12 protein-coding genes are annotated in these 12305 nt (G+C 44.8%); all 12 read left to right on the top strand.

Annotated elements, in window-relative coordinates; translation table 11 throughout:
• Positions 1 to 120 precede the first annotated feature (120 nt).
• The 12 genes from EHS13_RS17635 (at position 121) to EHS13_RS17690 (ending at position 12289) form a co-directional block, all read left to right on the top strand.
• Positions 121 to 2136 (top strand): ABC transporter substrate-binding protein, encoded by a 2016-nt coding sequence (locus EHS13_RS17635; protein ID WP_155701629.1) that lies wholly within the window; start codon positions 121 to 123, stop codon positions 2134 to 2136.
• Between the two features lie 100 nt (positions 2137 to 2236).
• Positions 2237 to 3235, top strand: coding sequence for an ABC transporter permease (locus tag EHS13_RS17640; protein ID WP_155701630.1), 999 nt, complete (start codon positions 2237 to 2239; stop codon positions 3233 to 3235).
• Complete coding sequence (locus tag EHS13_RS17645; protein WP_227013975.1) at positions 3232 to 4392, top strand: ABC transporter permease; 1161 nt, start codon at positions 3232 to 3234, stop codon at positions 4390 to 4392. Before EHS13_RS17640 ends, EHS13_RS17645 begins: the two co-directional genes overlap by 4 nt.
• A gap of 13 nt (positions 4393 to 4405) precedes the next feature.
• Positions 4406 to 5443 carry an ABC transporter ATP-binding protein gene (locus tag EHS13_RS17650; protein ID WP_155701631.1) on the top strand — a complete coding sequence of 346 codons (1038 nt, stop codon included), beginning with the start codon at positions 4406 to 4408 and terminating at the stop codon, positions 5441 to 5443.
• Positions 5440 to 6465, top strand: coding sequence for an ABC transporter ATP-binding protein (locus tag EHS13_RS17655; protein ID WP_155701632.1), 1026 nt, complete (start codon positions 5440 to 5442; stop codon positions 6463 to 6465). The genes EHS13_RS17650 and EHS13_RS17655 overlap by 4 nt, the downstream gene beginning before the upstream one ends.
• Positions 6462 to 6842, top strand: a complete 381-nt coding sequence (locus EHS13_RS17660) for a hypothetical protein (RefSeq protein WP_155701633.1) — start codon at positions 6462 to 6464, stop codon at positions 6840 to 6842. The genes EHS13_RS17655 and EHS13_RS17660 overlap by 4 nt, the downstream gene beginning before the upstream one ends.
• Position 6843: 1 nt before the next feature.
• On the top strand, positions 6844 to 7323 hold the full coding sequence (locus EHS13_RS17665; protein ID WP_155701634.1) for a hypothetical protein: 480 nt from the start codon (positions 6844 to 6846) through the stop codon (positions 7321 to 7323).
• A gap of 5 nt (positions 7324 to 7328) precedes the next feature.
• Positions 7329 to 8150: a sugar phosphate isomerase/epimerase family protein gene (locus EHS13_RS17670; RefSeq protein WP_155701635.1), complete on the top strand. Its 822-nt coding sequence runs from the start codon at positions 7329 to 7331 to the stop codon at positions 8148 to 8150.
• Positions 8151 to 8197: 47 nt separating this feature from the next.
• Entirely contained in the window at positions 8198 to 8962 is a 765-nt protein-coding gene (locus EHS13_RS17675; RefSeq protein WP_155705410.1) for a DeoR/GlpR family DNA-binding transcription regulator, read from the top strand.
• Between the two features lie 51 nt (positions 8963 to 9013).
• Positions 9014 to 10003 (top strand): Gfo/Idh/MocA family protein, encoded by a 990-nt coding sequence (locus tag EHS13_RS17680; RefSeq protein WP_155701636.1) that lies wholly within the window; start codon positions 9014 to 9016, stop codon positions 10001 to 10003.
• Between the two features lie 21 nt (positions 10004 to 10024).
• Complete coding sequence (locus EHS13_RS17685) at positions 10025 to 10825, top strand: sugar phosphate isomerase/epimerase family protein (protein WP_155701637.1); 801 nt, start codon at positions 10025 to 10027, stop codon at positions 10823 to 10825.
• A gap of 30 nt (positions 10826 to 10855) precedes the next feature.
• Entirely contained in the window at positions 10856 to 12289 is a 1434-nt protein-coding gene (locus EHS13_RS17690; RefSeq protein WP_155701638.1) for a sulfatase family protein, read from the top strand.
• Positions 12290 to 12305: the final 16 nt, after the last annotated feature.

Genomic DNA, 12305 nt, shown 5'->3' on the forward strand with positions numbered 1-12305 from the left:
TGGGATTAGTTAATATATTGAAATACTAGATAATTGTGTTGATTTCCTTTTGAGTTCGCCATAAATTAGGGAGGAGTCCACAAACTCAAATATAATTTATGGGAATCGGAGGGTTGCAAAATGAAGTTAATGAGTAAGTCGATCATGATACTCCTAGTTACTGCACTCATGTTCGCTCTCGCACTATCAGGATGTAAAAGCAGTCCAGCATCCACGACGCCAACTTTAACTCAAAGCGCTGCACCAGAAGCGACAAAAGCACCAGAAGCAACAAAAGCGCCAGAGGCAACGAAAGCACCAGAGGCAACCACAGCACCAGAGGCAACTGAAACAGCAGCGGGGGGTGGCGGTCAAACAACACTTACAGCTTTTAAAGATTCACCATTTTTGGAGGGGAAGGGTCTACCTGCTGTGATGGATCGATTACCTGGTGATTATAAGATCACTAACGAAATTCCAGAAAGCCAGATGAAGTTTGAAATCGGTTCATTTGGCGGTGTTTTGAGAACGGTTACATCAGCTCCGGACTGGGATGCGGATGTGTTCGTTATGAATAATGAGCCGCTGCTGAACACGCCGGGTATTCTCGGTGATACGATCACTGGCAACGTGCTTAAAGATTTCCAAGTTAGTGATGATCAGAAAACATTCACCTTTGGCATGCGCAAAGGGTTGAAATGGTCCGACGGTCAACCTGTAACAACAGAAGATGTGAAGTTTACTATCGAAGATATCTTGAATGATCCCAAACTTACGCCTATCTTTCCAGTCTGGTTACGTGGCGGTGGAGAAGCGGATGCAGCTCCGATGAAGCTTGAAGTTATCGATGATTTGAACTTCAAACTTATCTTTGATCGTCCATACGGAGGTATCTTGATCCGTTTTGCGATTCAAGGCTGGCGTGGATATACAGAGCTCATCCGTCCTGCACATTATCTCAAACAGTTCCACACGAAATACACAGCGCTCGATAAGTTGGAACCGTTGATTAAAAAAGCTGGTTTCCAGCCTGGCGAATGGTTCAATCTTTTCAACGATAAGGATATTACAAACTGGGAGCTTGCAAATAAGAAGGCCATTGGCTTTCCCGTGCTATACCCATGGATTATGGTGAAGAATACAGAGAGTTTGACTACTTATGAGCGCAACCCGTATTACTTCAAAGTCGATTCTGACGGTAACCAATTGCCGTATATCGACCGTGTTCAAAGTACACTCGTACAGGATATTGAAATGGTTGGTTTGAAAACAATTTCAGGTGAAGTGGATTTCTCAAGGGAATCGGCGTCTCTTATCAAAATGCCGCTTTATAAGGAAAACGAAAAGAATGGCTATAAAGCAATGTTAGCGAATATGCACGTCACGCCGACTGATATATTCCTCAATCAGACTTACAATAATCCAAACTGGCAAAAGGTCGTTCAAGATGTTCGTTTCCGTAAAGCGCTGAGTCTGGCTTTAAACCGGGAAGAGATCATTAACACCATATACTATGATTTTGCGCAACCAGGCAGCATCGAAGATCCAACATTTGACCTTGATCAAGCGAATAAACTGCTCGATGACATGGGTCTTAAGAAAGGTACGGACGGAAAACGATTAGGTCCAGATAATAAAGTATTTACGATTCCATTCGAAGTCGGAGCTCAAGCACCGGATATTGTTCCTTTAACTCAATTAGTTGTTGAGATGTGGAAAGAACTGGGTCTAAACGTGACGATGAAGACGATTGACCAGACGTTATGGACGACTCGCAATACCAATAATGAACTACAAGCCACGATGATCTGGACACATACACCTCTCTGGTATATGGGAGATTGGGGTACTCAGATGTGGGGGAATCAATGGGATCTATGGCGTACTTCGGGTGGTAAGCTAGGAAAAGAACCGCCTGCGGATGTGAAGAACCTGTACAAAATGATCAATGACTCTGCTGCGGCTAACCCAGATGATGCAAAGCAGAAAGTAACAGAAATTAAACAAATTATGAAAGATAACGTGTACTACTTCATTCCGATCGCGGAAGTAAAACAGCCGTTGATTGTCAATGCAAAGCTGCATAACATTCCGAATGACACCAGCTTTGCTATCGGTGCCAACTTCAGCGGAGAGCAATTCTTCTTTGGTAACTAAAAGGTGATGAACCTGATTGGGTTCGGATGGTTGCAATGAATTCGTCCGAACCCAAAGGTTCATTATTGTAGACAGTGTTTATTCTGGAAGGAGGAATCACATGCTTAATTATATCTCCTACCGTGTTCTGCAGCTCATCCCGTTGTTAATCGCAATCAGTATTATCGTCTTTGTGATTATTCAGCTTCCTCCCGGGGATTTCTTGACGCAATACATTGCGCAGATGAAGCAAGCTGGCACGGCTCTTTCTGAGAGTACAGTCATTAACCTGCAGCAGCAATATGGCCTAGATAAATCGTTAATTATCCAATATATCTTCTGGATGAAAAATATTCTGCTTCACGGTGACTTGGGTCGTTCCTTCCAATGGAATCAACCAGTCGCTGATGTTATAGGTCCCAGACTAGCATTGACTGTTATCATTTCACTGATAAGCCTTGTTTTTGTGTGGGTTATAGCTATCCCTATTGGCATCTATTCAGCTACTCATCAATACTCCGTTCTTGACTATGTGTTTACGTTTATAGGTTTTATTGGGCTAGCTATGCCAGGCTTTCTCATTGCCTTAATCATTGTCTACTTTATATTCGCACAGACTGGTGTCTCTATAACAGGGCTATTCTCGCCTCAATTCGTCGATGCACCGTGGGATATGGCCAAGATCATGAACATGCTGCCAAGGCTGATCCTTCCTGTGGTCGTTATCGGAATGTCAGGTACGGCTTCATTGGTTCGGATTACCAGGGGGATGTTGCTAGATGAATTGTCGAAACAGTATGTGATTACAGCGCGTGCAAAAGGGGTTTCAGAGGGCAGGCTGCTCTTTAAGTACCCAGTTCGAATGGCCATTAACCCACTTATCTCCACTATTGGATGGACACTGCCTGCACTCATTTCAGGTGAAGCTATCATATCTATCGTCTTAAACTTACAGACAACAGGTCCAATGCTCTTAAAGGCTTTAATGTTCCAAGATATTTATTTAACGGGAAGCTTCTTGCTCATACTTAGCGTGATGACGGTCATTGGGACACTGTTATCTGATATTTTACTTGCTTTTGTCGACCCTAGAATCCGCTTCGGGGGTGTTGAAGAATGAGTGCAATTACGACGATTATGAATCGACTACGCAGACCGAAAGTTAAGCAGCAAAATAAAAGAGGGACAGATAATGATTATGAAGTTGCTTCGCAATGGAAGCTTATGTGGTGGAAATTCATCAAGCATAGGATGGCTGTCTTCTCTGCTATTATGCTTATCATCTTTTATCTGGTCGCCATATTCTGCGAATTTTTGGCACCTACTCTACAAGATTCCAGGTATACCCAATATAAGAATGCGGCACCGCAAAGCATTCATTTCGTCGATCCGAACAAAGGCTTTCAACTGAGGCCTTTCGTGTACGGGCTGACTGAAAAAGTCGACAAGGATACGTTTAAACGTACATTTTCTGAAGATCCTGAAAAGAAATTTGAAATTTATTTTTTTACAAAAGGCGAATCGTATAAGCTCTGGGGATTGATTCCAATGGATAGGCATTTATTTGGACTGAAAGATCCAAAAGAAGCGCTCATAGTTATGGGTACTGATAAGCTTGGGCATGACCTATTTTCCCGTATTCTCTACGGGGCGCGGATTTCCCTGTCGTTCGGTTTACTGGGTATCGTACTCACACTTTTCCTCGGGCTGCTGCTTGGAGGTATATCCGGATATTTGGGTGGTGTTACAGATACCATTATTCAGCGAACGATTGATTTACTTATCTGTATACCAACAATTCCGTTATGGATGGCATTGACAGCTGCTTTACCGAGGGATTGGTCGGCGCTGCAAACTTATTTTGGACTCATCATTATATTCTCAATCATTGGTTGGACGGGACTTGCCCGTGTTGTTCGGGGGAAAATATTGTCGCTTCGTGAGGAAGATTTTACGATGGCTGCTAGATTAGCCGGGGCAAGTGACCTCCGGATTATTCGGAAGCATCTGCTGCCCTCATTTGCCAGCTACATTATAGTGAACGTCACGCTTTCTATTCCTGGAACCATATTAGGAGAAACGGCTTTAAGCTTCCTTGGCATTGGACTTCAAGCTCCGGTTGTTAGCTGGGGGGTGCTGCTGCAAGATGCGCAGAATCTGGAAACATTGGCTCATCATCCATGGCTGTTGTGGCCAGCGGCGTTTATTATTATGACGGTTCTGATGTTTAATTTTCTTGGGGATGGACTACGAGATGCGGCAGACCCTTATAAATAGAGAGGTGGAGCTAATGTCAGAACATGATGCGATCATATTGGAAATGAAAGATGTTAAAGTTCACTTTCATTTGGATGAAGGTGTGCTAAAGGCAGTGGATGGGATCGACCTGCAAATTAAACGTGGAAAAACGTTAGGAATCGTTGGCGAAAGCGGTTGTGGAAAAAGTGTCACCGCTCAAGCGATTTTGCGGATTGTTCCTAAGCCAGGAGAGGTAGTAGGTGACATTAATCTGTATCGTAACGATGCAAATCACAAGAATGAAGCGACTAATTTGACGAACCTCAACCCTCGAGGTAAGGAGATACGGGATATCAGGGGCGGGGAAATCGCAATGATTTTCCAGGAACCAATGAAAGCGTTCTCCCCGATTCATAGCATCGGAAATCAAATTATGGAAGCCATTCTGCTTCATGCCACTGAGGATAAAGAGGAAGCTTATCGAATAGCTGTGGATATATTGAAAAAAGTCGGAATGTCCAATCCAGAGCAGCGTTTAAGCGAATATCCTCATCAGCTCTCAGGTGGTATGAGGCAGCGGGCGATGATCGCTATGGCATTGTCATGCAACCCATCCATCCTAATTGCGGATGAACCGACAACAGCGCTTGATGTTACCGTGCAAGCACAAGTGCTTCAGCTCATTAATGACTTGAAGTCTAATAATGATACGTCTGTTATTTTCATCACACATGATCTAGGCGTTATTGCGGAGATGTCGGATGACGTTGCTGTCATGTATTTAGGGAAGGTTGTCGAGTATACCGATGTAGATTCCCTATTCTATAATCCGAAGCATCCGTATACGAAAGCACTTATGAACTCCATTCCTGCCATCGGAAGGGAGAATAAACGGCTAGAATCCATCGAAGGAACGGTCCCGTTCCCGATGAATTTACCTCAAGGCTGCGGCTTCTATTCTCGCTGCAAGCTGGCCGTCGATGGTGTATGCAATGTGAGCGATATTCCTCTGATCCAAGTCTCCAAAGGTCACACGGTCCGCTGCTTAATGGTCGAAGCCGAACATAAGGAAATTGAGGTGGTCTCATGAGTGTTCAAACCGATGAATTGATCTTGGATGTCAGATATATGAAGAAATATTTTCCGATAAAAAAAGGTTTTCTACAAAAAAATGTAGGTTATGTCAAAGCAGTCGATGACGTTGAGTTCCATATTAGGCCGGGAGAAACGTTCGGCTTGGTTGGGGAATCAGGCTGCGGTAAGACGACTCTCGGGCGCTGTATTCTTCGGGCAATTGAGCCGTCAGCAGGATCCATCTTATTCCGGGATCGCCACGGTCAGATGCTCGACGTCTTAGCCCTGGATTCCAAGGGATTGCGAGCCATTCGACGCGATATGCAGCTGATCTTTCAAGATCCGTATTCGTCGCTCAATCCGCGGATGACTGTGCTCAACATTATCGCCGAGCCTCTCGTATGCAATGGTTTGGCACATGGAGCTGCATTGAGAGAGCGCGTGTCTGAACTCATGGAGATGGTTGGCTTAAACAGTCGACATCTGGAACGTTACCCGCATGCGTTTAGTGGAGGACAGAGGCAGCGTATTGGTATTGCAAGAGCACTCGCCACTAATCCACGATTCATAGTTTGTGACGAGGCTGTTTCAGCCCTTGACGTCTCGGTTCAAGCGCAGATTATTAATTTGTTGCAGGATTTGCAAGAAAAGCTGGATTTATCCTATCTGTTTATTTCCCATGATCTTGGTGTCATACAGCATATATCCAACCGCGTCGGCGTAATGTACGTGGGCAAAATGGTGGAAACAGCTTCCACCCAAGATTTATTCGCCTCTCCGAAACATCCCTATACGGAGGCGCTTTTGTCTGCTAAGCCTGTTCCAGACCCGCGTAAGAAATCAAACCGTATTATATTGCCAGGCGAAGTAGCGAACCCTGCGAACCCTCCAACAGGCTGTTATTTCCATCCCCGTTGTCCTTATGCGAAAGACATTTGCAAAATACAATCGCCAGAATTAAAGCAGGTAGGCGATGGACATTATGCGGCTTGTCATTTCGCAGGTGAGCTTCCATTGAGAGGAGCCGTTGGAATATGACTTATATTCTTGTGCTTTTATTGATCTTCTTCGGCTTTCTTTGTCTCATCATGTGGGGATCTATGTGGTATATGAGGGTATTGTTAGACCTAATAATTGGCAGAAAAATGCGAGATCTTGAAACGTTGACTGCTACGGGTACGATTCCTGAGCAATGGTCGACTAAATATACAGAGCGCATGATTAGATGGCAAGAGCTTGGAGATGAAGTGAGGTTAAAACGAGTTCAGCGAGCATCGAGAAGGTTTTATTTAAACAAAATCTCTAAGTTAACTGCTTATGTGAAGAAAACGAATCTGCTTCAAAATGAAGATTCCCGCAACCATACTCTGCGCATTCTTCAAAGGGTTGAATGTGATTTGAGGGAGGCCAATTAAGATGAATACCATTCGTGAAATGAACCAAAAGCATCCTACGGCAGGGTTAATTTCTGTTGGGTTAACCATCTTAACCTCTGTGTTGGGCATATATAATTGGTTGGCATTGCGAAGTTTAATTTTGTCGCTCCTTGCATTTTTTGAAGTTAAGCCATCTGCTTGGCAAGGGATTGATAATATCACATTTCTCCTGCTCGGCATTATATGGTTAGCAAATGTCTACTATAGCCAATGGTATTTGAAAAAAAAAGTGATAGCCAAACAGGTATTGAAGTCAATTGCTAGGCTTCTTTCCATACAGATGTGGATCCTTTTTATTAGTGATCTGCTTTCGAATTTACTAATTCGGTCATCATTGGTTCCTTCCAATATTCAGGTATTGCTTATTGAAGGCTCGGCTGCGATTCTGCTTACCTTACTGGCAGTTATGTCAGCTCGGCATCAAGCTGTTCAAAAAATTAAAATAGAGAAAGAAGGCTAGCCATCATGCGAATTGGCGTTGTCTCACGCAGCTTTCCTCATTTAACGAATGAAGAAGTGGCGGCTCTACTTGCTGAAAGTGGCTTTACTTGGACCGAGCTATGTCTCTCACAAACGGATTCCAACTACTGGCGATACAATGGACGAAGTGACTTGAGCGATCTTACCGATGAACGCAGCCGTGAAATTGTTGAAACATACAGGAGGCACAATATTGAAGTTGCCTCCATTGGCGTCTTTACTAATCTGCTGGAAACGGATGAAAGTGAGCTGGAACAAAATTTAAAGTATTTTGAACGTCATATGCAAATTGCAGCATTAAACGGTGTACCAATTGTAGCAACCGAATGTGGGTTTATCCCTGGCCAACGCGGTATTCATGCAGATACATACGAAACTGCTTTCGAGCGGCTCGTACAGCAGGTGCGCTATTTAGGAGAACGTGCCGGACATTATGGCATAAAGCTAGCACTCGAGCCTTGTGTACTTGATGTAGTCCCTAGCGCCAAACGGACAGCCGATTTTCTGGAGCAGGTCGGATCACCCCATGTACAGATACTTCTAGACCCGGCAAATTTGATTGCAAATAGCTCTGAGGAAGAGATGTTCCGGTATTTGGCCCCGCATATTGCTTATTTTCATGGAAAAGATCGAAAAGTAAATGATACCTATGGCCGTGTCGTGGGGGACGGAGATATGGATTGGCATACATTTCTAAATTTGTATCATCAGCATACGGAAGGTGTGCCATTTATTCTAGAGTATGTTAACATCAATAATTTTTGCGAAATAAGAGATCGAGTATTGGCATTTGATCGAAGCAGGTAAATGTATTCGGGAATGTTGGAAAACTGGGGTTCAGGAGGTGTTTGATGATGCTGGTCGCGGAAAGATATCAACACATTCTACGGCTGGTTAATGAACGGGGAAGCATGCGTGTGACTGAACTTAGTCAATTATGCAGGGTAACCGAAGAGACCATCCGCCGTGATTTGGACCGGCTAGAAAATGAAGGCCGACTGCTGCGCAGCTATGGTGGAGCGATCCGGCTCCATCCGCAAACGACGGAAACGTCCTACCAACTACGGGAAACGATACATGTTATGGAGAAGCAGCGCATTTCTAGCGAGGCGCTCAAGTATGTGGAGCCTAATGATCGGATCGTTATGGATGCGAGCTCAACAACTTGGCACATGGCAGCGGAACTACCCGATATTCCTTTAACCGTCATTACCAACTCTTTGAAAGTAGCACTAGTGCTTAGTGAGAAAAAAAACGTGAGTGTCATCAGCACAGGAGGCATCCTCGTGCCGAATTCACTATCTTTCGTGGGGCCGCTTACGGAACATGCCTTGGAAGAATATCACGTCAATAAAGCGTTTATTTCCTGTAAAGGCGTCCATATGGAGCGCGGAATAAGTGAATCCAATGAGATGCAAGCCCGGGTCAAAAGAATAATGGTCGGAATGGCAGAGCAAGTATTCGTGCTTGCCGATTATAGTAAATTCGATATGCAGGCGTTCACGATGATAAGTGGTTGGAATCAAATTCATCATCTGATTACAGATAGCCAAACACCAATTGATAATATTCAACTGCTTCAGCGTAAATCAATCAACGTCATTCAGCTGCCATCCTAGTGTGAATAACGATAAACTTGATCGATAAATCCAATGGTTGGAGGCATGAACATGACATTAAAAGTCGGAGTCGTTGGGATCGGAAACATCGGAACCATACACGCAAATGTGTACACGGAGCACGCAAAGACTGAGCTTGTTGCCGTTTGCGACATTGTGAAAGAGAAGGCAGATGCGGCCGCAGCAAAGTACGGATGCAAAGCCTTTTATAGTGTGCGAGAGATGCTGGAAAGCGGAATTCATCTCGATGCCTGTTCGATGGCGACGAAGGGCGAGGAAAATGGGGGCGAGCATTATGTGCCCACCATGGAGCTTCTAGCTGCAAATATACCTGTCCTTGGGGAGAAGCCGATCTCGAATCGGATTGATGAAGGAGAGCGAATGGTGGCTCTAGCCAAGGAGAAGCAGCTGCCTTTTGCCGTTAACCTAAACCACCGATTTACGCCGGCTGCACTTAGGGCTAAGGAATGGGTGGAGGAAGGCAGACTGGGTCAATTGCATATGATTAATATGAAAATGTGGATTAACAACCCTGTTGAGACATCTCCATGGTTTCACCTCAGGGCGCTCCATCCTCATTCCTTCGACGTGATCCGTTATTTCTGCGGAGATGTGAAGCGAGTGGCGGCTTTCATGATGAAGGGAGAAGGTCGTAAGATCTGGTCCAATGCACAGGTGATGCTTGAGTTTGAGAATGGCGCGATCGGCAATTTAGTTGGAAGCTATGATGCTGGTGCTAGTTATGGTTTGGAGCGCTGCGAAGTCGTTGGCTCCAAAGGGCGGTTTGTCTTGGATGATGCATGCGAGCTATTGACGTACTACCCTCGTCATAGCATTGCAACGGAGAGTTATAGCTATTTGGGGGGCATGCGCAATTTTAATGAAACGTTCAAAAGCCGAATCAGCGATTGGATTGAACAGCTTGACGCTAAGGTGCCTTACGATCAAATTAATGGTTCCGGTGAAGAAGCGCTGAAAGCACAATCGATCATTGAAGCGGCTATTCGTTCTTTTGAAACATCTAGTATCGTCGAACTCTAAGCATAAAGGGGGTAATAATGTATGATTTCATTAGGTATTAATTCGGTCCTATTCAAGGATTTCGATTTCGCTACTGCGGCTCAGCATATTAAGCTTTGCGGGTATGACGGTGTTGAATTATCCGCGATTAAAGGGATGTGTGAGCATATCGAGCTTGATCGGTGGCGCGAGCAAGCAGCAGCAATCAAGCAGATCGCAGCAGATCATCAGCTCAAGCTGTTGTCCATGGAAGTAGCGGAACTCAACGAGACTAGGCTGTTATTAGCTTTCGAAGCAGCTGCTGAACTGGGCATTCCAATTGTGAATGTCGGTCCTGGCGGTAAATCAGATGTGGAGGAAGACCTCCAGTTTACGATTGAAAAGCTGACTCGTATGGCCAAATTAGCAGGAGAATATGGTGTTACACTTTGTGTGAAAGCCCATGTAGGTGGATCTATTTACAATACGTCCACCTCGTTAAGTGCTATGGAGTCGATCGCCGACTCTTCATTCGGAATTGACATGGATCCAAGCCATATATATCGCGCTGGTGAAAATCCGGAACAGGCGCTGCCTGCTGTTATATCACGCGTTAAGCACATTCATATTCGGGATTGCAGCGGTCGACAGGCAGGTCCCGGGTCAATTGATAAGCAAGCTTGCGGTCGAGGAGACATTGATCTGATTGGGTATTGTCAAGTGCTTGCTGACAGCGGGTATGACGGTCCGGTGTGCCTGGAGGTTATCGGTGCTAATGGTCACTCACTTACTGAGGTATCTATAGTTGCAGCTGAAAGCTATGGCTACTTGAATGCCGTGCTCCGTTCGTCTGGAGCGAGATAAATCCGAATTGAACGATAAGGAGATAGAGGTATGACACCTAAATTACCTAATTTGCTGCTGCTAGGAATTGATAGCCTACGCAGGGACCACATGAGCGGTTATGGTTATAAGAGGCTTACGACGCCGCATATCGACAGATTTAGTCAAACAGGTGTGTTATTTGAACAACATTTCTCCCCAAGTATCCCGACGACTCCCGGGTATGCCTCGATGTTAACTGGCATGGATTGCTTCGGTACGGATGTAGTCGCACTTCGGCATGGGGGTGATGTCGGTGAACATGTGACGACGTTAGCTGAACTCTTAGAGCAGAACGGCTACAACACGACTTGTATTGGATTCACCGGAAACCCATCATCTCGTGGTTTCCAAAACTATTTGGATTACGAAAGCTGGGGCGCCGATCATACGGGCAGAAGTCCGAAGGCAGACAATATGAACCGGGTTGCAATTCCTGAGTTGAAGCGACTGAAAGAGGAAGGAAAACCATTTTTCCTCTTTCTTCGCCATATGGATCCCCATTCCCCTTATTTACCGCCGAAACCATTCGAGCGAATATTTTATGAGGGTAACGAGTGTGATCCAGATAACCATTCATTGGATGAATTATATAAGTTTAAACCTTTTGCTGATTACTTTAGCTCCTGGTTCCCAGAAGGATGTTCGGATAGCAGTTATATTGATGCACAGTATGATGGAGCTATTGCTTATATGGATGCAGGCATTCAAGCGATCTTCACCTCTCTTGCAGCGTTGGGACTCGAGGAAGATACACTTGTCGTCATCACCTCAGACCATGGTGAAACCTTAAATGAACACGACTGTTACTACGATCATCATGGTTTATATGAAACCAATTTGCGTGTTCCTCTGATTCTCAGATTCCCTGGGAAGCTGCCAGAAGGGAAAAGAGTGTCTAGTGTCACGCAAATTAAGGACATTATGCCAACGATTCTTGAACTTCTAAGCATCGAAAGCGATATTCCCTTTGACGGCCGCAGCTTAATGCCTTTAGTAGCAGGTAAATTGCAGATTCCAGAGAGCGAAATGTATCTCACAGAATGTACTTGGATGCGTAAGCACGGGTGGCGGACACAGGAATGGAAGCTAATCGTGGCTCTAGAGCCTGATCTGCATTTCAAACCAACATTCGAGTTGTATAACTTGATTCGTGACCCTGATGAGCTTCTGAATGTTGTCGATAAAGAGCCAGACATTGTTGCTTCTTTGTTGGCTCGAATAGAAACTCATATCGCTAAGCGGGAAAGTCAAACAGGCCGTGAGAATCCGATCTACACGAATCTAAACTGGCATGGACTCGGCTGCGGACCTTTTAAAACATCTCAACAAGCTTTCGATTCGATGCATATTGGATCACCGAGATCAGCAAAAATGCTGCAGACCAAGGACGAAGAGGTGGATTCCACTATGGAGGTAGATACTGCTGAACAGTCGTCTGCTTAATAGGTGAAGATAGGAG

Source organism: Paenibacillus psychroresistens (assembly GCF_009728935.1).
In the GTDB taxonomy this organism is placed as follows: Bacteria; Bacillota; Bacilli; order Paenibacillales; family NBRC-103111; genus Paenibacillus_AC; species Paenibacillus_AC psychroresistens.

Coding starts and splice junctions, on each gene's coding strand:
- EHS13_RS17635 (WP_155701629.1), top strand. CDS start 121: ATGAAGTTAATGAGTAAGTCGATCATGATACTCCTAGTTACTGCACTC.
- EHS13_RS17640 (WP_155701630.1), top strand. CDS start 2,237: ATGCTTAATTATATCTCCTACCGTGTTCTGCAGCTCATCCCGTTGTTA.
- EHS13_RS17645 (WP_227013975.1), top strand. CDS start 3,232: ATGAGTGCAATTACGACGATTATGAATCGACTACGCAGACCGAAAGTT.
- EHS13_RS17650 (WP_155701631.1), top strand. CDS start 4,406: ATGTCAGAACATGATGCGATCATATTGGAAATGAAAGATGTTAAAGTT.
- EHS13_RS17655 (WP_155701632.1), top strand. CDS start 5,440: ATGAGTGTTCAAACCGATGAATTGATCTTGGATGTCAGATATATGAAG.
- EHS13_RS17660 (WP_155701633.1), top strand. CDS start 6,462: ATGACTTATATTCTTGTGCTTTTATTGATCTTCTTCGGCTTTCTTTGT.
- EHS13_RS17665 (WP_155701634.1), top strand. CDS start 6,844: ATGAATACCATTCGTGAAATGAACCAAAAGCATCCTACGGCAGGGTTA.
- EHS13_RS17670 (WP_155701635.1), top strand. CDS start 7,329: ATGCGAATTGGCGTTGTCTCACGCAGCTTTCCTCATTTAACGAATGAA.
- EHS13_RS17675 (WP_155705410.1), top strand. CDS start 8,198: ATGCTGGTCGCGGAAAGATATCAACACATTCTACGGCTGGTTAATGAA.
- EHS13_RS17680 (WP_155701636.1), top strand. CDS start 9,014: ATGACATTAAAAGTCGGAGTCGTTGGGATCGGAAACATCGGAACCATA.
- EHS13_RS17685 (WP_155701637.1), top strand. CDS start 10,025: ATGATTTCATTAGGTATTAATTCGGTCCTATTCAAGGATTTCGATTTC.
- EHS13_RS17690 (WP_155701638.1), top strand. CDS start 10,856: ATGACACCTAAATTACCTAATTTGCTGCTGCTAGGAATTGATAGCCTA.